Annotated in this window: 20 protein-coding genes and 1 riboswitch; of the genes, 12 read left to right on the plus strand and 8 right to left on the minus strand. The window is 74.3% G+C overall.

The features are described 5' to 3' along the window. The first annotated feature begins 84 nt into the window (after positions 1–84). From LG379_RS04920 to LG379_RS04945, 6 genes are all read left to right on the plus strand, one after another. Entirely contained in the window at positions 85–1,593 is a 1,509-nt protein-coding gene (locus LG379_RS04920) for a GMC family oxidoreductase (RefSeq protein WP_225753481.1), read from the plus strand. Positions 1,594–1,696: 103 nt separating this feature from the next. Continuing rightward, complete coding sequence (locus tag LG379_RS04925) at positions 1,697–3,160, plus strand: aldehyde dehydrogenase family protein (protein WP_225753482.1); 1,464 nt, start codon at positions 1,697–1,699, stop codon at positions 3,158–3,160. 179 nt (positions 3,161–3,339) lie between these two features. Beyond that, on the plus strand, positions 3,340–4,890 hold the full coding sequence (locus tag LG379_RS04930) for a tripartite tricarboxylate transporter permease (RefSeq protein WP_225753483.1): 1,551 nt from the start codon (positions 3,340–3,342) through the stop codon (positions 4,888–4,890). Next, complete coding sequence (locus LG379_RS04935) at positions 4,887–5,438, plus strand: hypothetical protein (RefSeq protein ID WP_225753484.1); 552 nt, start codon at positions 4,887–4,889, stop codon at positions 5,436–5,438. Before LG379_RS04930 ends, LG379_RS04935 begins: the two co-directional genes overlap by 4 nt. 89 nt (positions 5,439–5,527) lie before the next feature. Beyond that, entirely contained in the window at positions 5,528–5,989 is a 462-nt protein-coding gene (locus LG379_RS04940) for a peroxiredoxin (protein ID WP_225753485.1), read from the plus strand. A gap of 2 nt (positions 5,990–5,991) precedes the next feature. Then, the gene (locus LG379_RS04945) at positions 5,992–7,218 is read left to right on the plus strand and encodes an MFS transporter (protein WP_225753486.1); all 1,227 of its coding nucleotides are present in this window, start codon (positions 5,992–5,994) and stop codon (positions 7,216–7,218) included. Here the strand turns inward: LG379_RS04945 and LG379_RS04950 are convergent. The 4 genes from LG379_RS04950 to LG379_RS04965 all read right to left on the minus strand — a co-directional run bounded on the left by LG379_RS04950 (position 7,215) and on the right by LG379_RS04965 (position 10,943). Continuing rightward, positions 7,215–8,009 (minus strand): ABC transporter ATP-binding protein, encoded by a 795-nt coding sequence (locus LG379_RS04950; protein ID WP_225753487.1) that lies wholly within the window; start codon positions 8,007–8,009, stop codon positions 7,215–7,217. The two genes, LG379_RS04945 and LG379_RS04950, sit on opposite strands and share 4 nt — an antisense overlap. Then, on the minus strand, positions 8,006–9,043 hold the full coding sequence (locus tag LG379_RS04955; protein ID WP_370634455.1) for a putative F420-0 ABC transporter permease subunit: 1,038 nt from the start codon (positions 9,041–9,043) through the stop codon (positions 8,006–8,008). The genes LG379_RS04950 and LG379_RS04955 overlap by 4 nt, the downstream gene beginning before the upstream one ends. A 101-nt stretch (positions 9,044–9,144) precedes the next feature. Then, complete coding sequence (locus tag LG379_RS04960) at positions 9,145–10,215, minus strand: putative F420-0 ABC transporter substrate-binding protein (protein ID WP_225753488.1); 1,071 nt, start codon at positions 10,213–10,215, stop codon at positions 9,145–9,147. Positions 10,216–10,544: 329 nt separating this feature from the next. Further along, the gene (locus tag LG379_RS04965) at positions 10,545–10,943 is read right to left on the minus strand and encodes a universal stress protein (protein WP_225753489.1); all 399 of its coding nucleotides are present in this window, start codon (positions 10,941–10,943) and stop codon (positions 10,545–10,547) included. 106 nt (positions 10,944–11,049) lie between these two features. On the opposite strand from LG379_RS04965, the gene cofD reads away from it, so the two are divergent. Together cofD and cofC are read left to right on the plus strand one after the other, a co-directional pair. Further along, entirely contained in the window at positions 11,050–12,021 is a 972-nt protein-coding gene (cofD, locus tag LG379_RS04970) for a 2-phospho-L-lactate transferase (protein ID WP_225753490.1), read from the plus strand. 70 nt (positions 12,022–12,091) lie between these two features. Then, positions 12,092–12,733, plus strand: coding sequence for a 2-phospho-L-lactate guanylyltransferase (gene cofC / locus LG379_RS04975; protein WP_225753491.1), 642 nt, complete (start codon positions 12,092–12,094; stop codon positions 12,731–12,733). A gap of 29 nt (positions 12,734–12,762) precedes the next feature. Here cofC and LG379_RS04980 read toward each other — a convergent pair whose 3' ends face one another. Together LG379_RS04980 and LG379_RS04985 are read right to left on the minus strand one after the other, a co-directional pair. Then, the gene (locus tag LG379_RS04980; protein ID WP_225753492.1) at positions 12,763–13,380 is read right to left on the minus strand and encodes a nitroreductase family protein; all 618 of its coding nucleotides are present in this window, start codon (positions 13,378–13,380) and stop codon (positions 12,763–12,765) included. A 73-nt stretch (positions 13,381–13,453) separates the two neighbouring features. After that, positions 13,454–14,359 (minus strand): Gmad2 immunoglobulin-like domain-containing protein, encoded by a 906-nt coding sequence (locus LG379_RS04985; protein ID WP_225753493.1) that lies wholly within the window; start codon positions 14,357–14,359, stop codon positions 13,454–13,456. Positions 14,360–14,595: 236 nt separating this feature from the next. On the opposite strand from LG379_RS04985, the gene LG379_RS04990 reads away from it, so the two are divergent. Next, entirely contained in the window at positions 14,596–15,642 is a 1,047-nt protein-coding gene (locus tag LG379_RS04990) for a DUF4380 domain-containing protein (RefSeq protein WP_225753494.1), read from the plus strand. Between the two features lie 90 nt (positions 15,643–15,732). On the opposite strand, the gene LG379_RS04995 is transcribed toward LG379_RS04990, so the two are convergent. Beyond that, on the minus strand, positions 15,733–16,047 hold the full coding sequence (locus tag LG379_RS04995) for a multidrug efflux SMR transporter (protein WP_225753495.1): 315 nt from the start codon (positions 16,045–16,047) through the stop codon (positions 15,733–15,735). 10 nt (positions 16,048–16,057) lie between these two features. After that, positions 16,058–16,120, minus strand: a riboswitch (guanidine-III (ykkC-III) riboswitch). Between the two features lie 302 nt (positions 16,121–16,422). Here LG379_RS04995 and LG379_RS05000 point away from each other — a divergent pair. Continuing rightward, entirely contained in the window at positions 16,423–17,559 is a 1,137-nt protein-coding gene (locus LG379_RS05000; RefSeq protein WP_225753496.1) for a LacI family DNA-binding transcriptional regulator, read from the plus strand. Between the two features lie 23 nt (positions 17,560–17,582). Further along, positions 17,583–19,268 (plus strand): glycoside hydrolase family 13 protein, encoded by a 1,686-nt coding sequence (locus tag LG379_RS05005; RefSeq protein ID WP_225753497.1) that lies wholly within the window; start codon positions 17,583–17,585, stop codon positions 19,266–19,268. A 109-nt stretch (positions 19,269–19,377) separates the two neighbouring features. On the opposite strand, the gene LG379_RS05010 is transcribed toward LG379_RS05005, so the two are convergent. After that, a complete protein-coding gene (locus tag LG379_RS05010) occupies positions 19,378–20,847 on the minus strand; it encodes an L-threonylcarbamoyladenylate synthase (protein WP_225753498.1) in 1,470 nt (489 codons plus the stop codon). A 372-nt stretch (positions 20,848–21,219) separates the two neighbouring features. On the opposite strand from LG379_RS05010, the gene LG379_RS05015 reads away from it, so the two are divergent. Then, positions 21,220–22,635: a M15 family metallopeptidase gene (locus LG379_RS05015; RefSeq protein WP_225753499.1), complete on the plus strand. Its 1,416-nt coding sequence runs from the start codon at positions 21,220–21,222 to the stop codon at positions 22,633–22,635. Positions 22,636–22,657 lie beyond the last annotated feature (22 nt).

The following is a 22,657-nucleotide window of genomic DNA, read 5'->3' on the forward strand; positions in this document are numbered from 1 at the left end:
GAACGCGACCCTCGCACCCCTCGTCGCGCCGGGTGATGGCGTCCCGGGGCGTGCAGCAGGTGTCCGTACGGAAGGAGGAGGACGGTGCACCAGTCGTACGACGTGATCGTCGTGGGCGGAGGGTCGGCGGGGTGCGCCGCTGCGGCGCGCCTCTCACAGGACGCTGGCTGTCGTGTCCTCCTCCTGGAGGCGGGTCCGGACCCGTCGCCGCTGCCCGACGTGGTCGCCCTGACGTCGATGCAGCACCAGCTGCACGAGTCGCCGTACGTGCTGCACTACCCGACGCCGCGACCGGACGGCAGCGAGATGTCGTCCCTCTCGGGCCGGATCATGGGTGGCGGCTCGTCGGTCAACCAGGCGTCCGTGGTGCGACCCCCGCGTGCGGACATGGACCTCTGGGCCGCGCTCGGCAACGATGCGTGGTCGTACGACGCCGTCCTCCCGGTCATGCGGCGCATCGAGGCGGACCAGGACTACCCGGACAGCCCCTTCCACGGTGCGGACGGGCCGCTGTACGTCAAGCGGCCATGGACGCTCGACATGCCGGCATCGGAGCCGCTCGCGGCCCTCGTCGAGCGTGCCCTCGGCATGGGGCTGCCGGCGTGCCCGGACATCAACGGCCCCGAGCCGCTGGGTGTGTGCCCGTCCCCCTATTCGATCAAGGAAGGCCAGCGGCAGTCGAGCACGGTCGCCTACCTCGACCCGGCCCGTGGGCGGGCCAACCTGACCGTTGTCGCGGAGGCGCCCGTGCACCGCCTCACGCTCGAGGGCGGTCGCGTCACAGGGGTCGTCCACGCGAAGAACGGCCGCGAGCACGTGGTCGCCGGCGACCGCGTCGTCCTGTGTGCCGGTGTCTTCCACTCGCCGCAGATCCTGCAGCTCTCGGGCGTCGGGCCCGAGGCCGAGCTGCGGCGGATCGGGATCCCGACCGCCCACGCCCTGGAGGGCGTGGGCGGGAACTACCAGGACCACCCCGTGGTCCAGATGACCTTCGCCGGGGGGTTGTCACGGCAGCCGTTCGACTGGATGGCGACCCGGCTGAAGCTCCTCGTCAAGAGTGATCCCGGACTCGCGGCGGGCGACCTTCACCTCATGCTCGGGCCGCCGCAGCCGGGGCCGGACGGGGCGCCGCTCGTCTCCATGACCGTGCGTCTGCTGCAGCAGCGCAACCGTGGTCGCGTCCGGCTCGCCTCGGACGACCCGAGGGCCCTGCCCCACGTGGATGCGCGGTTGCTGCTGGACCCCGGTGACGTGGCGGCGGTGCGGGCAGGTATGGGCTTCGTGCACGAGCTGACGCAGCACCCCAGCCTGGCCCCCTTCGTGGGAGCGCCGGTCGAGCCGACGTCACCGGTGGCGTGGACGCAGCACGCCGTCGGCACGTACGACACCTACCACCACGGGGTCGGCACCTGCATGATGGGCCAGGGCTCCGACCCCCTGGCCGTCGTCGACCAGCACCTCCGGGTCCACGGGATCGAGAACCTCTGGGTCGGTGACGCGTCGATCATGCCCACCATCACCCGCGCCAGCACGAACTTCACCGCGGTGATCATCGGGGAGCGAGTGGCCGAGTTCGTCGAGGCCGCCGCATGATCTCGCGACGTTGCCGGCGTGCCGGCCGCGGCAAACCACGCGGGTGGACGGCCCGAACGCACCGAAGGCGACGAAGGCGACAGGGAGAAGGGATGGTGGAGTGATGCTGGTGCCGTCCGAGGTGATCGGCAGGCTTGCCGACGCCCGCATGCTCATCGGAGGAGAGTGGCGGTCGAGCAGCAGTGGGGCGGTGCTCCCGAGCGTCGACCCTTCGACCGAGAAGGAGATCGCGCGGATCCCCGACGCGACGGACGCCGATGTCGACGACGCGGTCCACGCCGCCCACGACGCGCTCGCCGCGTGGCGGGCGATGTCGCCGTCCCAGCGTGGTGATCGTGTCCGGCGGCTCGCCGACGTGCTCGAGCGACACGAGGACGAGCTGGCGATGATCGACTCCGTCGACTCGGGCAACCCGTTGACCGCCATGCGCGACGACGTGCGAGGTGGTGTCCGCGAGCTGCGGCTCTTCGCCGGTCTCGTCTCCGAGATCAAGGGCTCATCGGTGCTGGACGGAGCGGACCGGTTCTCGTACGAGCTCCGTGAGCCGTACGGCGTGGTCGGTCGGATCGTGGCGTTCAACCACCCTCTGAAGTTCGCAGCAGGGAAGACGGCCGCGGCTCTCGTGGCGGGGAACACCGTCGTCGTCAAGCCGTCGGAGCACACCTCGCTGTCGGCGATCCGCCTCGGCCAGCTCGCCGAGGGCATCCTGCCGCCGGGCGTGTTCAACGTGGTGACGGGGCGCGGCCCTGGAGCCGGTGCGGCGATCGCCGCCCACCCGGCAGTCCCGCGGGTCGCCTTCACCGGGGGCGTGCCGGCCGGGCGGGCCGTCCTGCGCGCCGGTGCCGAGACCATCAAGCACGTGACGCTGGAGCTCGGCGGGAAGAACCCGATGATCGTCTTCCCGGACGCCGACCCGAGGCGGGCGGCTGCGGCGGCGGTCAAGGGCATGAACTTCGCGCGCTCGCAGGGTCAGTCGTGCCAGTCCAACTCACGGGTGTTCGTACACAGGGACATCAGCGCCGCGTTCACGGCGGAGGTCGTGGCCCTCGTTGAGCGGTTCACCGTCGGTGACCCTCTCGAGCCGGGGACGGACCTTGGCCCCCTCACCTACCGGGAGCACTACGAGAGGGTCATGGGTTACGTCGACGTGGGCCGCCGGGAAGGGGCGACGCTCCTCGCCGGCGGCGAGCGGGTGGCCCGTCCGGGCTTCTTCGTCCCGCCCACGGTCTTCGGCGACGTGGACCCGGGCATGACGATCGCACGGGAGGAGATCTTCGGGCCCGTCCTGTCACTCATCACATGGGACGACGAGGAGGCCGTGGTCGCCCAGGCGAACGACACCTCCTTCGGTCTCACGGCCAACATCTGGACCGGGGACCTCGTGAACGCCCACAGAACCGCTCATCGCATCCAGGCGGGGTATGTGTGGATCAACGGGTCCGGCCGCCGTGTACCCGGCACGCCGTTCGGTGGGTACAAGCAGAGCGGGCTCGGCAAGGAGAGCAGCCTCGAGGAGATCCTCTCCTACTGCCAGCACAAGGTCATCGCCGTGAGTCTTCAGGACTGAGGCCGGAGGATCGGACCGCAAGCCCCGCGAGCCGTTGACCAGCAAAGTGTATTTAGTATACTCAGGGCGCCGGAGGATGTGACGCCTGTCACCACCTCGGCACGACGACGGCGTCGCTGCTCCTTCGGGCCAACCCCGGCTGCGGATGACGCCGCTCCTCATCCACCTGGAGTCGCTCGATGGGTCAGTCGGTTCTCGACGGGTTGCTGCTGCTGCTGCAGCCGGTGTCGCTGCTGTACCTCACCGTGGGCATGGCCATCGGTCTGGTCATCGGCTTCCTGCCCGGCCTGGGGGGTCTGGCCACCCTGGCCCTCCTCACGCCACTGATCATCGGCATGGACCCGGCCCAGGGCCTCGCGTTCATCCTCGGCGCGTACGGTGCCGTGTCCTTCGGTGGTTCGATCACCGCGATCCTGTTCGGCGTCCCCGGTACCGGGGAGCAGGTCGTGACGACCTTCGACGGCTACCCCATGGCCCGCCAGGGTCGCGCCGGCCGGGCGCTCGGCGTCTCGGCGGCCGCGAGCGCCTTCGGCGGGCTGTTCGGCGTCGTCGTCCTCATCCTCGCCATCCCCATCGCCCTGCAGCTCATGACCTACATCCGGTCGCCCGAGGTCTTCATGCTCGGGATCCTCGGCATCCTCGTCATCGGGATCAGCGACGCGGACACGCGGCTCAAGGGCGTCATATCCGGCGTGCTGGGCCTCATGCTCTCGTTCATCGGCCTGGACCCGATCACCGGCATCAGCCGGATGACGTTCGGCAACCTCGAACTCATGGACGGCCTGAGCATCACCGCGATCACCATGGGCCTGTTCGCGGTCTCCGAGATGTACGCGATCTACACCCGAGGCGTCGCCATCGCGGGGAACGCACCCGCCTCCCGGTCGAAGGAGAGGGGTTCCCGGGTCGTCGACGGCGTCATGGACGGGGTGCGCAACTGGCGGACCGTGCTGCAGAGCGGCTCGATCGGCGCGGTCTCCGGGGTCGTCCCCGGCGTCGGGGGGACCCTCGGCATGTTCGGCGCCTACGCCCTGGCGAAGCGGTCCTCGAAGGACCCGGAGTCCTTCGGCAAGGGCAACCCCGTCGGCGTCCTGGCCCCCGAGGCGGCCAACAACGCGAAGGAGGGAGGCTCGTTCGTCCCGACGCTGTCCTTCGGCATCCCGGGGTCCTCCGGCATGGCCCTCGTGATCGTGATCCTGCTGATCCTGGGATTCGTACCGGGCCCTGACATGATCAACAACCACCTGGACATCGTGTTCCTCATCGCCTGGGTCATGGCCCTGAGCAACATCCTCTGCAGCGTCATGGGCCTCGCGCTCGCCCCTACCCTCGCGAAGCTCGCGTTCGTGCGTCCCCAGCTGCTGGCGCCGGCCCTCATCGCGATCGCCCTCCTGGGCAGCTTCATCGACTCCCGGATGCCCCTGGGCATCGTCGTCGCACTGATCTTCGGCGTCGTCGGCTATATCTTCAAGGCGACCGGCTACTCCGCGGCCGGTGTGACCCTCGGGTTCGTCCTCGGGCCGCTCATCGACCAGAACCTCGGTCTCTCGCTGCAGGTCTTCGGGCCGTCGTTCCTGCTGCGCCCGATCCCGATCGTCCTCATCGTCCTCGTCGTCCTCGTGGCCGTCTGGCCGAAGGTCAAGGACGCCGTCCGCCGCCGCCGCAGCGGGTCGACCTCCGGTGGCGCCGGGACCGACAGGCCCAGCGTGAGCCGGGAGGTGACGCGATGAGCGAGAAGCGCTTCCAGATCGGTCTGACGGTGGTCCTGCTAGCGGGGACCGCCTGGTACGCCGTGCAGATGGCCTCGTACCCGGCGAACGCCGGCCGGGTGCCGCTCATCGCCGCGCTGATCATGGCTGCGGTGCTGCTCGTCCAGCTCGTGGTCCAGGTGAGGGCGGCCCCGGCACCCCAGCCGGTCCTCGCACCGACCCCCCCCAGTGCCGTCGAGGTGCCCGCCGGTGGCGACCCGTTGGCCGCCGCGGAGCGCCTCGTCCACGAGGTGGAGGAGGCGACCTCGGGCTTCGACGCGCTCCTGGCGCTGGACGGGCGGCGGGGTCGACGCCTCCTCACGATCGTCGTCTTCAGCGTCCTGTACTACTTCGTCGCGCTCCTGGTCGGGTTCGTCATCAGCACCGGGGTGCTCATCACCGGGTTCATGCTCATCGCCCGGGAGCGCGCGTGGATCGCCGTGGTCAGCGGCCTCCTCAGCTCGGCCGCGGTGTACGCCCTGGTCGTCCTCGTGCTCAACATGCCCGCGCTCGACGGCTACCTGTTCTGACCGCCGGTCCCACCCCAGCTCGATCGGGACGGTGAGCCCGCCGCCTCGTGCCTCGTCCGGTCCCACCCTCCCCACGTCCAGGAGACCTCATGCCCGCCCTTTCACCCGGATCGCCCGCCCCCGCCCTTGATCTGCCTGCGCTCGGCGGTGGTCGCGCGACGCTGACCCCCGGCCGGCGGGCGATCGTGTACTTCTACCCGAAGGCCATGACGGGCGGCTGCACGACCGAGGCGTGCGACTTCCAGGAGTCCCTGGCGTCGTTGGAGGGCCACGGCTACGACGTCGTAGGCGTGTCGCCGGACGGCATGGAGGCGCTGGAGCAGTTCGCCCAGGAGCAGGGCCTCACGTTCACGCTGGCATCGGACCCGGGTGCCGTCACCGCGCGCGAGTGGGGGGCGTTCGGCGAGAAGGTCAAGGACGGCGTCGTGACCGAGGGGCTCATCCGCTCGACCGTCGTCGTCGACGAGGACGGCACGGTGCTCGAGGCGATGTACGGCGTCGACGCCGCCGGGCACGTGGCCCAGGTCCGGGAGCGGCTCGGGATCGGCTGAGCGTGGCCCGGCCGGGTCTCTCGGGGACTCCGGGGACGCGGGCGCCCGACGGCGTCCGGCGCCGCGTCGTCCTCGTCGCGTGCGTCGGGACGGCGATCGCGGTCAGCGGCGTCCAGGGCATCGCCCCCGCCCTGCCGGCGCTGCAGGCGCACTACGGCCTCTCTGCGGCCCAGGTGTCCCTGCTGACGAGCCTGTACCTGCTGCCGAGCGTCGCCTCGGCCTTCCTCTCCGGCGTGCTCGCCGACCGTGTGGGGACCCGGCCGGTGTTCGCCGGCGCCCTCGCGGTGTTCGGGCTGTGCGGCCTGGCCGTGGTGATCACGTCGCCCGCGCTCGGTCCGCTGCTGGCCCTCCGTGCGGCGCAGGGAGCGGCGTTCGGCGCCGTGCTCGCGCTGTCCGTGGTCATCATCGGTGCCGTGGCTCGGAACGGACCCACCGCGGCGCGGGCCCAGGGGCGGCGCACGATGTCGATGGCGGTCGCCGAGGCGGCGCTCCCGCCCGTCGCGGGCCTGCTGGTGGCCGTCTCCTGGTCGGCGCCGTTCGTCCTGCAGGCGCTCGCGGTGCCGGTGGCCGCCTGGGCGTGGCGCGTGGTACCCGACGCCCTCGAGCAGGGTCGACGTCGTGCCGGCGCCGGGCTGCGGGCGGTGCTCGCGGAGCCTGCGGTCGGCGCGGTCCAGGTCCTCGGGATCGTCCGGTTCCTGGGCAAGTTCGCGATCCTGACCTACCTCCCGGTGCTCGCGGCGGACCGCCTCGGCATGTCGTCGGCCGTCATCGGCCTGTGGCTGGGCGTGTCCGCCGCCCTCGGTGCGTTGGCCGCGTGGCAGGCCGAGGTGCTCGCCCGGCGCTGGTCGACGTCGGGGCTCGTCGCGGCGGGGCTCGTCGCGATGACCGTGGTGCTGCTGGCCATCGGGACCGGCGGCGTGCTCGCCCTCGCACCGCTCGTCGTGGCCGGCCTGCTGCTGCACGGTCTCCAGGACGGCGTCGACGGCGTGTCCCACAACGTCCTCGTGACCGAGCTCGCCCCCGCTGCCGCGCGCGGCGCGTACGTCGGGCTCGCGGCGACGACGCGGAACCTCGGCAAGTTCGCCGCGCCCCTCGTGCTCGGCGGCTTGACCCTCGTGCTCCCCGTCGCGCAGGGCTTCCTCGTGATGGCCGTGCTCGGGGCGACGGCTGCGCCCGCAGCCCGGCGCGTGGCCCGGGCGCGCACGCTGCGAGCCGCCGCAGGAGGCTAGGGCATCCGGAAGGACAGCACAGGTGCGCCGTCCTCGCCCTCGAGCACGGAGCTGCGCACGCCGTAGACCCGGTCCACGACCTCGGGCACGAGCACCTCGCCGACCGCACCCGCCGCCGCGACCTTCCCGTGGGACAGCAGCACGACGCTGTCGCAGTAGGTCGCGGCGAGATTGAGGTCGTGGATCGCGACGACCGCCGTGAGGCCGCCTTCGGCGGCCCGGCGGACGAGCCCCAGGACGGCGAGCTGTGCCTGGATGTCCAGGTGGTTGGTCGGCTCGTCGAGAAGGAGCAGCTCGGGCTCCTGCGCCAGGCCACGGCCCAGGTGCGCCCGCTGGCGCTCGCCGCCGGAGAGGGTCGTGAGGCTGCGATCCTGCATCTCGGCGAGGCCGACGGCGTGGAGCGCGGACTGCACGGCGAGCTCGTCGTCGACGGTGCGGGACGCGGTCAGCCCGAGGCGTGACCGGTGCGGGATGCGCCCCAGAGCGACGACGTCGCGGACCGTGAGCTCCAGCTCGGTGTGCGCGTCCTGCTCGACGAAGGCGACCCGGCGGGCGCGGTCGCGCGGGCGTAGCGCGTGCAGGTCGTCGCCGCGCCAGGTGACCTCGCCCGTCGGGCCGCCCGAGCCGAGCACAGAGCCCACCCCCGCGACGAATCGCAGCAGGGTGGACTTCCCGGACCCGTTCGGCCCGAGCAGCCCCACGAGGCGTCCCTCACCCGCCTCGAGCGAGACGCCGTCGAGCACCGCCCGGTCACCGACGCGCCAGCGGACGTCCCGCACCGCGAGGCTCACGACGCGCTCCGCCGCCGCCACAGGATCCAGGCGAAGACCGGCGCGCCGACGAGCGCGGTCAGGATGCCGACCGGGAGCTCGCGCGGCTCGAAGACCGTGCGGGCCGCGGTGTCGGCCCAGACGAGGAACGAGGCACCGATGAGGCCGGTGAGAGGCAGCAGGAGGCGGTGCCGTGCCCCGACGATCATGCGTGTCGCGTGCGGCAGCACGAGGCCGATGAACCCGATCGCCCCGCTCACGGCCACGAGCGCGCCGGTCAGCAGCGCCACGCCGGTGAGCAGGAGCCAGCGCACGCGCCGCACGTCGATCCCGAGCGAGGCGGCGGTCGTGTCGCCGAAGGCGAAGGCGTCGAGCGTGGTCGCGGCGAGCACCAGCAGACCCCCGACGACGAGCACCGCGGGCACCGCGATCCCCACGCTGTCCCACGTCGCCGCGCCGAGCGAGCCCATGAGCCAGCTGAGGATCTCGCGGTAGGAGTCGCCGTCGGCCGACCAGAAGATGGCGAAGGAGGTCGCAGCCGCAGCCGCCTGCGAGACCGCGAGGCCGGCCAGCACCGTGCGCGTGGGCGTGATCGCCCCCATCGACCCCGCGAGCGCCAGGGCCAGCGCGAGCGCCACGAGCGCCCCGGCGAACGCCGCGAGCGGCAGGGCGATCGTCAGACCCAGCACGATGACGCCGACGGCGCCCAGCGATGCTCCCGAGGACAGGCCGAGCAGGTACGGGTCCGCCAGGGGGTTCCGCGTGAGGCTCTGCATGACCGCGCCGGCGATCGCCAGACCCGCGCCGACGGCGGCCGCGGTGAGGACGCGCGGCAGCCGCAGGTCCCACACGATCGAGTCGCGGATCTCCGTCAGCGGCGCGGTGCCGACGCCCAGGTGCGCCCCGATCGACCGCCACACCTCCACGGGCCCGATCTGCGCCGGCCCCACCGTCACGGCGAGGACCACGGACGCCACCAGGGCTCCCGAGGCGAGCAGCACGAGGACGCCGCCGGGGACGCGGGGCCGCGCCGGCGGCGCTGCCGGTGCCGGGATCGTCCGCCCCGGCGTCGGCACGACCCGGGTGCCCACCCGCGTGCCGGCGTGACGCTCCGTCCCGGCGCGGCCGGCCGCGGCAGCCCGCTCCAGGGTGTCGCTCACGGTGCGACCTCGATCTCCGCGAGGTCCCTGACGAGCTGGGCCACCGCGTCCACGTTCCGCACCCCGGCCTCGGTCGACGCGAACGGGACGACGACGTACCGGCTCTCGCGCACGGCGGCCAGGCGGGAGGCGGTCGGGTTGGCCTCGAGCAGGGCGATCTTCTGCTCGGCGGTGTTCCAGGCGGCGTCGACGAGCACGATGACCTCCGGGTCGGCGTCGGCGACCTGCTCCCACCCGAAGGACGTCCACGTGTCCTCCACGTCGCTCGCGACGTTCTCCAGGCCGGCAGCCGACATGATCATCTGCGGGGCGCCGATGCCCGCGCCGACGTAGGGCACGTCGGTCCCGGAGGAGTACCACAGGGCGCGCAGGCCCCGGTCGTCCGGCTCGATGGCCGCCAGCGCCGCCTCCTGCTCGGCGACCAGGTCGGCCGCCGCCTTCGGCACGCCGAGGATCTCGCCGGCCTCGATGATGTCGGCGAAGACGCTGTCGAACGTGAGCGGGTCCGGCATGTAGCCCGGGGCCTTGCACGCGGCCGGGGCGACGTACGTGGTGACCCCGACGTCCTCGAGCTCGGACCGCTCGCCCGCACCGTCAGCGGAGAAGTTGCTCTCCCACCCTGCGAAGACCAGGTCGGGCTCGAGGGCGAGGACGGCCTCGCGTCCCGGGGCTGCGTCGGCGATCACCGGCACGTCCGCGGCGGCGTCCGCGTACCGCTCCGGGACCTCCCCGTCGAGGAACGCGGTGCCGACGACACGGTCCGCCAGGCCGAGGGCGAGCATGAGCTCGAAGGTGCTCGACTTGATCGTCACCACGCGCTCCGGGGGGCTCTCGACGGTGGTCGCGAAGCCGCAGTTGTCGAGCTCGACGGGGGTGAAGGCGGCGTCGTCGTCGGTGGCGGTCGCTGCCGCCGAGGTCTCGGCGGCGGGGGCAGGAGCCTCCGACCCTGGCGACGCCGCCGTGCCCCCGCACGCGGCGAGGAGCAGGGTCGCGCCCGCGAGGGCTGCTGGCGCGACACGCCTCCGACGGCGGGGGACGTTCAGGGCGGTGGAGCGGGCTGTGGGCATGGAGACTCCATGGCAGGCAGGAAGAGGGACACGATGTTCCCTGGCGCACAGCTCGCACCGGGTGCTCTACCGCTCCAACGCCGGAGCCGGCTCCGCAGGCCACAGCTCGGCACGCGGTTCTCAAATACTATATCCAAACGAGCGGATCAGGAAGTGCGTCGTCCGGTGTCCTGATCGATCCGGACCACCGTAGGCGCGCGGCGACCCAGCGCGCGACTCGCCGGGAAGCGGCCGGTCCACGGTCGCGCTGACGCCGGATGTTGCGTGCGGCCGGGCACACCGATGCAGCGCTCTGGTGCCGCCCCCCTGGCCCCGAAGCGCGGGGATCGTCAGCTCTCGGTCGCCTTGACGGCCAGCACGGGGCAGTGCGCCTCCAGCAGGATGCGCTGGGCGTTCGAGCCGAACAGCAGCTTCCCGGTGGGGGAGCGCCGGCGGAGCCCGATGACGATCATGTCGGCGTCGAGCTCGCGCGCCGCGTCGAGGACGTTCTGTCCCGGGTCGCCGGGTCGCAGCTCGCGCCGGAGCGTGTAGGGCACGCCCGCCTCCGCCAGACGCGCGTCGAGCTCCACGGCGCCGTCGTCGTAGAGCCGGTTCGACTCGAGCGGCGCCTCGCCGCGGGCTGCGTTGAGGACGACGAGCTCGCCGCCGTGGGCGCGCGCCTCCTCCAGGGCCCGATCGAGGGCTGCCTCGCCCTGCGGCGTGGGGATGTACGCGACGACGATGCGCATGGCCTCTCCTCGTGACGGCGTGGGCCCTTGTTCGGCGGAACGGCCAGTAGGCCACGCTTTGTATCCAAGATACCGAACGCAGGGTGCCCGGCGATACGCTGGGCGCGTGACATCACGGGTGACCCTCATGGCAGGTGGCGTCGGGGGCGCCCGGCTCGCCGACGGGCTCGCCCGCGCACACCGCACCACCGTGGGCGATGACCCCGGGGTGCCGCCCGACCTCACCGCCGTCGTCAACACCGGCGACGACGCAGAGATCCACGGGCTGTGGATCAGCCCCGACCTCGACACCGTCATGTACACGCTCGCCGGCCTCGAGAACCGGACCCAGGGCTGGGGTCTGGAGGGTGAGACCTTCACGGTCCACGAGGCGATGGGCGCGCTGGGCGTCGACACGTGGTTCCTCCTCGGCGACCGCGACCTCGCCACGCACGTCGCCCGGACAGCAGCGCGCCGCACCGGCGAACCGCTCTCGACGACGACGGCGCGCCTCGCTGCGGCACTCGGCGTGCCGGCCCGGCTGCTGCCCGTCACGGACGACCGGCTCGCGACGGTCGTCGACACCCCGGACGGGACGCTGGACTTTCAGGACTACTTCGTCCGCCGCCGGCACGCCGACCCGGTCCGTGGCGTCCGGTTCGAGGGGGCCGAGGTCGCCCGGCCCGCGCCCGGGGTGCTCGATGCGCTGCGCGACGCGGACGTGCTCGTCGTGGCGCCGTCCAACCCGGTGCTCAGCATCGCGCCGCTCCTGTCGGTCCCCGGTGTACGCCAGGCACTCGAGAGCCGCTCGGCGCCGTGCGTCGCCGTCAGCCCGATCATCGGCGGTCGGGCTCTCAAGGGGCCGGCCGCAGAGGTGCTCACGGCGCTGGGCCACGAACCGAGCGCACGCGGGGTGGCGCGGATGTACGCCGGCCTGGTCGACGTCCTCGTCGTCGACCACGCGGACGCCGCCCAGCGCGCGGACATCGAGGACCTCGGGATGCGCGTCGTCGTGACGGACGCCGTCATGCGTGATCGTCCCGACCGGGCGCGGCTCGCGCGCGAGGTGCTCGCCGCCGTTCAGGAGCTGCGGTCGTGAGCGGCTCCGCCGTCCTCGCGCGGCTGGACGACCGCGCACCCGCCGGGTCACGTCGCACCACCGGCGCGCTGTGACGCTCCCGACGACCGTCGCCGTCGTCCCGCTCCGGGGCCCGGGCGGCAAGACGCGCCTGGAGGCGGATCTCGACGCGGACGCGCGGGAGGAGCTCGTGATCGCTCTCGCCCGCCGCGTCCTCGACGCCCTCACGAGCGCTCCCGAGGTCGCCGGCGTCGTCGTCGTGACCACGGATCCGGAGCACGCGTCCGCCGTCGTCGGTGACCGGGACGTCGAGGTGCTTCCTCAGCCCTCCGAGGTCCGCGGGCTCAACCCCGCCGTGGCGCTGGGACGCGCCCGCGCGAGGGCCCGTGGCGCGGACCGCACGCTCGTGGTGCACGCCGACCTGCCCCTGCTGGCGGCCGCGGACGTCGCGGCGCTCGCGGTGCCCGTCGCCGCCGTCGTGATCGCGCCGGACGTCGCCGGCACGGGCACCAATGCCCTCGTGCTGGACGAGCGGCGGGCGGACGGGTTCGCGTCGTGCTTCGGACCGGGCTCGCGACACCTCCACGAGGCCGAGGCGAGGCGTCTCGACCTCGACGTCCTCGTCGTCGAGCGGCGGGGCACCGCGCACGACCTCGACACCCCCGCCGACTGGGACGCGCTGACCGAGCCCGAGCGGGCCGCCCTGACCCGGAGCCGACCCCTCCGCCGCTGAGGAGGGTCCCCGGCCGTCGCGAGGCAGGGTCACCACCCGCCGCGGTGCACGACCTCCTCCACCGGCCGCCGACGGCGCCGCCCGCCCGAGCCGCGCACGGCCTGGTCGGCCGCCGGGTGCCCGATCGCGATCGCGCCCACCGGCTCGTGGTCGTCCGGCACGCCGAACTCCGCCCGCAGGGCCGCCACCCGCGACGCCGGGACACCGAAGAAGCACGCCCCGAGGCCCTCGTCGACGGCGGTGAGCAGCATGAGCAGTGACGCCATGCCCGCATCGACGTACCAGTACGGCACGGCCCAGCGCTCGCGAGGTTCCTGCGGCTCGCCGCCGCGGGCCTTGTCCGGCTCGGCGTAGCGCTCCCGGTACGCGGACTCCCGGGCGAGCGGGACCACGACGACGGGCGCGCGCCGCATGCCGAGCAGCCAGCGGTCCGGCGCCGCGGCGCGAGAGGGTGGGGTGGTCGCCGCCCAGAACCGAGCGACGTCGTCGGGCGCGTCGAGCACGAGGAACGCCCAGCCCTGGCTGAACCCCGCGCTCGGCGCCCGGACGGCGTGCTCGAGCACGCGGTCGACCGCCTCGCGTGGCACCGGGTCCTCGGTGAAGGACCGAACCATCCGGCGGCGGACGACGACCTCGCGCAGCTCCATGGCCCGATCCTCCCGCGCCGCCGGGCGGCACCGGGCGGCACCGGCGGCGCGGGAGAGGTCGGGGCGTGCGGCGCTACTCGACCGTCACCGTCCGGCTGTCGGTCATGGGTTCCCCGGCCGCGCCGTCGGACGGGTCGTCCTCGGTGATGACGATCGTCCAGGTGCCCGGCTCGAGCTCGACGTCGAACGAGTACGGGGCGAAGGTCTGGCCCTCGGCAGTCATCGTGAAGCCGGTCTGGACCTCGGCCCCGGAGTCGTCGAGCACCGACCACGGCAGGTTCGCCTCGAACACGGCGGCCTCACCGGTGACCGTGACGGGCGACGTGACGGTCGCGCCCTCCGCGGGCTCGTCGATCTGCACGAGCAGGCGCACGTCGATCGCCTCCTCGCGCATCACGGGGCCGTCCCACGTCACCGCACCCCACAGCTCGCCGGCCGGCTCGCCCTCGATGGTCAGGGCCACGCCTGCGCCGTCGTCGTCGGCGGTGTCCGTCACCGTCCACACGAGCTGCTGGATCATCAGCGCCGCGCCCTCGGAGCCGATGTTCGCGGTCCGCGCCTCCTCGCTGAGGTCGACGGTGAAGAGCCCGGCCTCCTCGGTCACGGAGAGCACCTCGGTCCCGGGGGCCCAGCTGGTGCTGTAGTCGGGGTCCTCGGCCCCGGAGATCATCGCCTCGACGGCGGCGACGAGCGGGTCGTCCCCGGCCACGTCGCGCGTCTCGCGGGCGAGCCGGAGGCCGGTGCGCGTGTCGACGAGGTAGTAGGCGGTGACGGTCTGCTCGGCCGTGGCCGTCTCGGTCGGCTCGGGCTCCGTCGTCGGTGTCGGTGTCGGTGTCGGCTCGCTGGGCTCGGCGCTCGGGCTCGGCTCCGTCGTCGGCGCCGGCGTCGCGGCCGGATCCTCGTCCAGGGTCCCGCAGCCGGCGAGCACGACGGCGAGCGTCGCGGTCACGGCGGCGACCGTGGTCCTCCGGTGGTTCATGGTGCCCCTCCGCCCGGGGCGCCGCGCCCCGGCCGGTCCGGCACGGCGGCGTCCCTGCGACCAGTCTGGCACCGGGTGCGCGGCTCGGACGGGAGATCGTGCACGACGCTCCGACGTGCAGGTCTGCCGCTCGGCAGCCGCGTGGGGGAGTAGGGTCTTGGCGACGAGAGAGCGTTCTCCGGAGGTGTCCTGTGGTCGTCGCGCTGCCCGGTCTGCCTTCTGTCGAGCGGCTCCCCGTGGCATGCCACTGGGTCGACGACGGCGACCTGTCCACCCTGCGCCTGGACAACGGCGAGCTCTCGATCGTCCTGCTGCCGGGCGTCGGTGGCCGGCTCATGTCGCTGCGGGCACGGGAGCGCGGCGCGCGGGCCACGGCCGCCGACGAGCTGCTGTGGCGCAACCCCGAGTACCTCGACGCAGACCTGCGACCCGTGCGACCGCGCAGCACGTGGGCGCCGCTCGACGGCGGCATGGGGAGCTGGGCGAACCTGGGCGGGTCCAAGACGTGGCCGGCGCCGCAGGGCTGGTCGGGCCCGGACGAGTGGCCGGGGCCGCCCGACGCGGTCCTCGACGCCGGCCGCTGGTCGACGCGCGTCTCCGTGGTCGGCGACGCCGTCGCCGTCACGCTCACGAGCCCTGAGGACAGGCGGACCGGTCTGCGGGTGGAGCGTGCCTTCTGGCTCGCCTCCGCGGGCACGCTGCTGCGCCAGCGCACCACCTTCACGAACGTCTCGGCGACCACCGTCCGGTGGGCGCCGTGGGAGGTGTGCCAGGTCGACACCGCGACCGGTGCCGGGCTGCCGCTGGAGGAGGCCCGGGTCGAGGTGGACGTCGAGGCGGACGTCGAGGCAGGCCGTCCGCACGCCGGCCAGCCCGCCACAGCCCCGCTGGAGATCGTCCAGCTGGTCGGTCGCGTCGAGGCGCAGGGCCCGGTCGCCGGCGCCTGGCGTCTCCCGATCGCCGACGTCGTGGGCAAGCTCGGCTTCACCGACGCGTCCGGCCGCCTGGCGTACCTGAGGCCCGACGGCGCCGCCCTCGAGCTCCTCTTCAGCCCCGTGCGGGGCGCGACGTACCCCGACGGCGGCGCGCGCGCCGAGCTGTGGTTCCAGTGCCCGCAGCCCGAGCCGCTCGACGGCCCCGGGAGCCTGCACCCCACCGCGCACCTCGTCGAGCTCGAGGTGCTGGCGCCGCTGGTGCCGATCGCCGCAGGCGCCTCGGTGACGCAGGAGCTGCTGTGGAGCGTGACGCCGGCGGATCCGCGGAGAGCCCGACCCAGCCCCTGACGCCGGCTGCCTTGTCGCCACCGGCGACCTCGTCGCGACCGGTGTCGCCCGCGGTCGGCCCGGTCCGGCTGCGCGGCGCCGGTGGCCCGCTCAGGAGATGACCTTGAGCCCGACGACGCAGCCGACGATGCCCAGGATGAGCAGGAGCCTGACGAAGGACAGCGGCTCTGCGCCGGTCCACGCCGCCCAGGCGACCGTCAGGACGGCCCCGATGCCCACCCACACGACGTAGGACGTGCCGGTCGGCAGCTCGCGCATGGCGTACGCCAGGCCGGCCATGCTCGCGACGAGCGCGACGGCGAACGTGATGGTCGGGCCCGGGCGGCTGAAGCCCTCCGAGCGGCCGAGCGCGGTGGCCCAGACGGCCTCGAGGACTCCCGACGCGACCAGGACGATCCATGACATGACGGTCTCCCTGGTGCCGTCTTTGCGCTGACCGGGTACGGCACCCCTCGTCCGGGACCCCGACGGGGGCCACCTGCTGAGCCTCTCAACGACGCACCCCGCACTCAAGCGGTGGTGCGGTGAGCCTCCTCACCGGGGCGATCCGGCACCCGCCGGACGGAACGTGGAGGGTTCCCCGCGTGCGGCGCGGGGAACCCTCCACGTTGAGCGTGGCGACCCGCTGAGCCTCCACTTGACCGGTCAAGATGGTTCGGTACTGTACCGGTACAGGAGTCGTGCGGACCCGTGGCAGGCCGTCGACCGTCGGGAGGCGCCCGTCGGTGCCTAGGGCCGGCCACGACAGATGCGGGCCATGACACACCACGAGGGAGGGCCATGCGGAAGGTGACGCTGCAGACCGTCGCCGACGTCGTCGGTGTCAGCCGCATGACCGTCTCCAACGCCTTCTCGCGACCGGACCAGCTCTCCACCGAGCTCCGGGCGCGCATCCTCGCCGCGGCCGCGGACCTCGGCTACGTCGGTCCCGACCCCGCGGCCCGAGGGCTCGCGCGCGGGGCCGTCGGGGCCGTCGGGCTTCTCACGCAGTCGCTGCGGCACACCTTCTCGGACGAGATCTCGACCCGCTTCATGGGCGCGATCGCGCGCGAGCTGGCACCCACGGGCCTCGCCCTGACGCTGCTGCCGACGCCCGACCCCTCGGATGCGACGCCGGCATGGGACGTCGCCGTCGACGGGGCGATCGTCTACTCGTGCCTGCCCGGGTCCCCGGCGATCGAGCTGCTCCGGCGGCGGCGGGTCCCGCTCGTCCACGTCGACCAGCCGCCGACGGACGACGCGCCCGCCGTGAACGTCGACGACCGCGCCGGGGCGCGCGCCGCCGCGCAGCACCTGCTCGACCTCGGGCACCGCCGGATCGGCATCGTGACGGTCGGCCTCGGCGAGGTGGCAGGCGTCGAGACCAGGTCCCCTGCCGACCTGCTCGCGGCGACCGCGTCGACGGCGGCGCACGCACCGCACCAGCGCCTGCTGGGCTGGCTGGACGCGCTCGCCGCGGCGGGGGCCGCGCCGACCGTCGCCCGCCAGCCGGACAACTACGTCGAGACCGACGCGGGGGCCCGCGCCCTGCTGACCGGCCTGACCACCCCCGCCGACGACGCCGCCGCCGGGCCGCGCCCGACCGCGATCCTCTGCTTCTCCGACGCCATCGCGGAGGGCACCGTCCGCGCCGCACGCGAGCTCGGGCTGCGCGTCCCGCAGGACGTGTCCGTCGTCGGCTTCGACGACAACGCCCTCGCGGGCTGGACCGACCCGCCGCTGACCACCGTACGGCAGGACGTCGACGCGAAGGGACGCGCCGCCGTCGGTGCCCTGCTCGAGGCGATCGGCGCGCGCCGCGCCGGCGCCGCCCCGACCCTGGAGGCACCGATCCCCTCCGCCGCGCACGTCCTGCTCCCCACCGAGCTCGTCGTGCGCGGCAGCACGGCACCCCCGCCGCAGCCCGCCCCGGACTGACCGGCGCCTCCATCCCACGACCGATGCCCACCACCGAAGGGACCCCCGTGACGGACAAGCACGTCGACACCCCGACCCACCCCGACGCCGACTGGTGGCGCCAGGCCGTCGTCTACCAGGTCTACCCGCGCACGTTCGCGGACGCCGACGGCGACGGCCTGGGTGACATCAAGGGCGTCACCTCGCGCCTGGACCACCTCCAGGGCCTCGGCGTCGACGCGGTGTGGCTCAGCCCCTTCTACCCTTCCGCCCTGGCCGACGGCGGCTACGACGTCGACGACTACCGCGACGTCGACCCCCGCCTGGGCACGCTCGCGGACGTCGACGAGATGATCCACGAGGCCCACCAGCGCGACATCCGGGTCATCGTCGACATCGTCCCGAACCACAGCTCGGACCGGCACGCCTGGTTCGTCGAGGCCCTCGCCGCGGAGCCCGGCTCGCCGGCGCGCGAGCGGTACGTGTTCCGCGACGGCAGGGGCCCGGACGGCTCCGAGCCGCCGACGGACTGGATGTCGCACTTCGGTGGCCCCGCGTGGACCCGCGTCCCGGACGGCCAGTGGTACCTGCACCTGTTCACGCGCGAGCAGCCGGACTTCAACTGGGACAACCGCGAGGTCCGCGACGACTTCCTGCGCACGCTGCGCTTCTGGTCCGACCGTGGCGTCGACGGCTTCCGCGTGGACGTCGCGCACGCCCTGGCCAAGGACCTGTCGGACCCGCTGCGCGACCTCGGCGGCCGGCACCCCGACGCGCTGACCGAGCTGCCCATGGACGGCAGCCACCCGTACTTCGACCGCGAGGAGGTCCACGAGATCTTCCGCGAGTGGCGCGAGGTGCTGGACGAGTACGACCCGCCGCGCAGCGCCGTCGCGGAGGCCTGGGTGGCCAACAGCCGCCGCGTCCTCTACGCCCGCCCGGACGAGCTGGGCCAGGCGTTCAACTTCGAGCTCGTGCGCGCGGCGTGGGGCGCGCCGCAGTGGCACGTCGTCGTCGACGAGTCCCTCTCGGCCGCCCAGGTCGCGGGCGCCTCGGCGACGTGGGTGCTGTCCAACCACGACGTCGTCCGGCACGCCTCCCGGTTCGCCCTGCCCGCCGGCACCGATCTCAACGCGTGGCTGCTCAGCGGCGGCACGGACCCCGAGCCCGACCGCGAGCGCGGCCTGCGCCGTGCCCGGGCGGCGACGCTGTTCATGCTGTCCCTCCCGGGTTCGGCCTACCTGTACCAGGGCGAGGAGCTGGGCCTCCCGGAGGTCGCGGACCTGGCTCCGGAGGACCTCCAGGACCCGATCTGGGAGCGCACCGAGCACCGCGAGAAGGGGCGCGACGGCTGCCGCGTCCCGCTGCCGTGGGAGAAGGACGGCCCGTCGTTCGGCTTCGGCGCGTCCGACCGGCCGACCCTTCCGCAGCCGGAGTGGTTCGGCGACCTCTCGGTCCAGGCGCAGGACGGCGTCGAGGGCTCGACGCTCGAGCTCTACCGCGACGCGCTGCGCCTGCGCCGCGAGCTGCAGGGCGACGAGTCCCTGCAGTGGCTCCAGGACGGCGAGCCGACGAGGACCCTGCACCTGCGCCGCTCGACCGGCTGGGAGTGCCTCACGAACTTCTCCGACGCGCCCGTGCCGCTGCCGGCCGGCGAGGTGCTGCTCGCGAGCGGTCCGCTGACCGACGGTGAGCTGCCCGGCGAGACGTCGGTCTGGCTGCGCCGCTGACCCCAGGTCGGGGCGCTGACGGCTGACAACGGGGAAGGTCTGTGGCGCATCACGCCACAGACCTTCCCCGTTGTGCTCGGGACGCTCGGGGCGCTCGGGGCGCTCGGGGTCAGGGGGCGAGGGGCGTGCCGACGACGCCGCGGCGCTGGAGGGCGCGGGTGTCGGCGGCCAGGGCGTCGTCCGCCGAGAGGTGGAACCGGCCCCGTCCGGTGTCGTGGAGCGCGAGCGCCAGCTCGACGCGGCCGACCGGGATGCCGAGGTTGGCGTCCGAGGCCTCCAGCGCCACCAGCGCCCACCCCGGACCGCCGGTCAGGCGGAGGCCGGTGTGGATCGCCCGATCGCCGCGGACGGCGGGCAGGACCTCCGGCGGGTAGGCGGACGAGGCCCACGCGCCGAGCAGCAGGACGGGGACCGCCTCCGCGGTCGCGCGCCACGCACGGAGCTCCTCCACCGCGCCGGCCGTGTCCGGCGGCCCCTCGTCCGCGCAGGGACCGACGAGGAGGACCGCGCGCAGCGCGTGCGGGTCGACGCCCTGCGCCCGGCCGAGCCGGTCGTGGACCGCCTCCCACCCGTGCCGCGCGGGAGGACGCTCGACGACGGCGACGTCGCACCCGAGGCGGTCGATCTCCGCCAACCGGCCGTACAGCGCCCGGCCGTAGGCGGCGGGCTCGGCGGGCAGCGTGAGCGTCTCCGCCCCGTGGAGGCCGATGTCGCCGTCCCCGTCGCCGGCCACCCGCAGGACGGCGACGCGCCGTCCCGCCTCCCGCTCCCCGGCGACGGCGGCGTCGAGCGCGTCGGCGTCGACCACCCGGACGGGCGTCGTCGGGGCGTAGTGCGAGGGGAGACGACCGGGTGTCCGCGGCGCGCCGGTGCCCTCCCGGGTCGGCACCGCGTCGAGCACCTCGGCGAGCTCGTCCGTGCCGATGCCGCCGGGCCGCAGCAGGCGGGGGCGGTCGCCGCTGAGGTCGACGATCGTGGACTCCAGGCCGACCTCGCAGTCGCCGCCCTCGAGGATCGTCCCCACGACGTCGCCCAGCTCCGCGACGACCCGCTCGCGCGTCGTCGGGCTCACGCGGCCGAACCGGTTCGCCGACGGCGCCGCGACGCCGCCGCCGAACGCCTCCAGGAGCGCGTGCGCGACGGGGTGACGGGGGACGCGGACGCCGATGGTGTCCTGCCCGCCCGTCACCGCGGTGGGGACGCGGGGGTGCCGGCGCAGGATCAGCGTGAGCGGCCCCGGCCAGAACCGGTCCGCCAGGCGTCGCGCGACCTCTGGCACGTCCACCGCCCAGTCGTCGAGCTGAGCCGCGCTCGCGAGATGGACGATGAGCGGGTGGTCGGCGGGTCGGCCCTTCGCGGCGAAGACCCTCGCGACAGCGGCCGGGTCCGCGGCGTCGGCACCCAGGCCGTAGACCGTCTCGGTCGGGAACGCGACGAGCTCACCGCGCCGCAGCGCGGCGACGGCGGCGGCGACCTGCGCCTCGGTCGCGCGGTCGGACGGTGCGGGTCCGGCGGCCGGGTGCTGATCCGTGGCTGCGCCGGTGGCGCCGGCGGCGCGGGGTGCGGGCGTCTCGGGCATGGTGCCTCCAGTGTCCCAGCCGCCCGCCGGGGACTGCGCCGTCGCGCGACCATGAGCCGTCCGGCGGCCTCTGAGCCGTCCGGGGGACGCCCATCGGGTGAATCACGCACCGCGTACGTGTCCGATATGCGGCTAAAGGGGGAAGGGACCTCAAGGGCCTGGTGTTCGCGGTCGATGGATGTGAGGGTGGACTCGCCGAGGACGGACAGCGGCGGTCGACGGGGACCGCAGCACCGGGAGCGGGGTGACCGGGTGGTCCGGGCGGCGCACGACGTGAGGGGCACGATGAGCCAGGTCAGGACACGCGGAGGCGCGTCGAGCGCGCGTTCGCTCGCCCGTCGGTTGGGCCTTCCGGCCGCCCGCGGTGCAGCAGTGGGCGCCCTCGCGGCGACGGTCATGCTCAGCGGTGGCGCGACGGCCTCGGCCGCCGGCGCGATCCCCGGTGGGTCGGTCGTCCCGGACGGCCGGACGATCGGCGACGCCGGTGCGGCGATGCCCGCGGCGCAGCTGCTCGAGGCCCGCGCGGACGAGTGGTCCCGTGCTCGGCTGGACGACGCGGTCGCGGTCGGCCGGGCGGCGCTCGCGGCCGCGGACGCCTCGAGCGCCCTCGTCACGCAGGCCTCGCGCGAGGTGTCTGTCGCCTCGGCCGGCAGCACGCCCGCCCCGGTCGTCGGGTTCGAGGAGTCCGTCGACGCCCTGCGCGCCCTCCTCCGCACCCACGAGGGCACCACCGTGACCCAGCGGGCCGGGGGCGCGTCCCTCGTGCTCCCCGACTCGGTCACACCCCCGCCGGCGCTGACGGTGTCGGAGCGCCTCGCCGTGGCCGAAGAGGTCGCGGCGCTCGCGGCCGACGTCTTCCGCGTCGCCCTCGAGGTCGAGGCGACCGCGACGGCGACGACCGGACCCGGCCTGCCCGGCCTCGACGCGCCGCCGCTGCAGCTGACCCGGCCCCGGCCGCTCGAGGCACTCGCGGTGCCGCCGCCGGCGCCGCCGGCCGCGCAGCCCGCCCCGACCGAGCCCGGTGCGGTCGACCCCGCTGCGGCGGCCGGCACGACGGACCTGGCCCAGACCGACGTGACGGCGCCGCAGGCCGCCGCCCCCGCAGCACCGCCCGAGGCGCCCGCTGCGCCGGCCGAGCCGGGTGCCGCTCCCGCGGCCCCGGAGGCCCCGGCGGCCCCGGCGGAGCCCGCTGCACCGGACGCCCTGCCGGTGGAGGTCGCCGACGGGCTCGCCGACCTCGAGGCGGCGGTGGCCGCGGCGAGCGGCGCGGTGTCGACCGAGCTGACGACCCTGGAGGCCATGCCCGTGCTGCCCAGCGCGCTGGCTGCCTCCCGCGTCGTGCAGTGGGAGTCCTTCCTCCCCGCGTCCCTGTCGACGCTCGGGATGGAGAACGGCCGCATCCCCACGGCCCTCCTGTGCGCGCCGGCCTTCGCTCCCGACTTCCTGCTGCGCTGCGACGCGGCCGCGGCCCTCGAGGCGGTCAACGAGGCGTACACGGCGGAGTTCGGCGAGGACCTCGTCGTCAGCAGCGGGTACCGGACCTTCGAGGAGCAGGCCTCCCTCAAGGCGACCAAGGGCTGGCTGGCCGCCCCGGCCGGTCGGTCGAACCACGGCCTCGGCATCGCCGTGGACCTCGGCGGCTTCGGTGGCCTCGGCCAGTTCGACTCCCCGCGGTACCGGTGGATGCTCGAGAACGGCGAGGAGTTCGGCTGGGTGCACCCGGAGGCCATGCGCCCCGGTGGCAGCGGCCCGCCCGAGCCGTGGCACTTCGAGTTCGGGACGGAGTGACCGACCGGACCGGCACGTCGTG

It is taken from the genome of Actinotalea sp. Marseille-Q4924 (genome assembly GCF_916618755.1).
Taxonomy (GTDB): Bacteria; Actinomycetota; Actinomycetes; order Actinomycetales; family Cellulomonadaceae; genus Actinotalea.

Excerpts from the sequence above, each read along its gene's own strand:
- LG379_RS04925 (WP_225753482.1), top strand. The coding sequence starts at position 1,697 with ATGCTGGTGCCGTCCGAGGTGATCGGCAGGCTTGCCGACGCCCGCATG.
- LG379_RS04930 (WP_225753483.1), top strand. The coding sequence starts at position 3,340 with ATGGGTCAGTCGGTTCTCGACGGGTTGCTGCTGCTGCTGCAGCCGGTG.
- LG379_RS04935 (WP_225753484.1), top strand. The coding sequence starts at position 4,887 with ATGAGCGAGAAGCGCTTCCAGATCGGTCTGACGGTGGTCCTGCTAGCG.
- LG379_RS04940 (WP_225753485.1), top strand. The coding sequence starts at position 5,528 with ATGCCCGCCCTTTCACCCGGATCGCCCGCCCCCGCCCTTGATCTGCCT.
- LG379_RS04960 (WP_225753488.1), bottom strand. The coding sequence starts at position 10,215 with ATGCCCACAGCCCGCTCCACCGCCCTGAACGTCCCCCGCCGTCGGAGG.
- LG379_RS04965 (WP_225753489.1), bottom strand. The coding sequence starts at position 10,943 with ATGCGCATCGTCGTCGCGTACATCCCCACGCCGCAGGGCGAGGCAGCC.
- LG379_RS04980 (WP_225753492.1), bottom strand. The coding sequence starts at position 13,380 with ATGGAGCTGCGCGAGGTCGTCGTCCGCCGCCGGATGGTTCGGTCCTTC.
- LG379_RS04985 (WP_225753493.1), bottom strand. The coding sequence starts at position 14,359 with ATGAACCACCGGAGGACCACGGTCGCCGCCGTGACCGCGACGCTCGCC.
- LG379_RS04995 (WP_225753495.1), bottom strand. The coding sequence starts at position 16,047 with ATGTCATGGATCGTCCTGGTCGCGTCGGGAGTCCTCGAGGCCGTCTGG.
- LG379_RS05000 (WP_225753496.1), top strand. The coding sequence starts at position 16,423 with ATGCGGAAGGTGACGCTGCAGACCGTCGCCGACGTCGTCGGTGTCAGC.
- LG379_RS05005 (WP_225753497.1), top strand. The coding sequence starts at position 17,583 with ATGCCCACCACCGAAGGGACCCCCGTGACGGACAAGCACGTCGACACC.
- LG379_RS05010 (WP_225753498.1), bottom strand. The coding sequence starts at position 20,847 with ATGCCCGAGACGCCCGCACCCCGCGCCGCCGGCGCCACCGGCGCAGCC.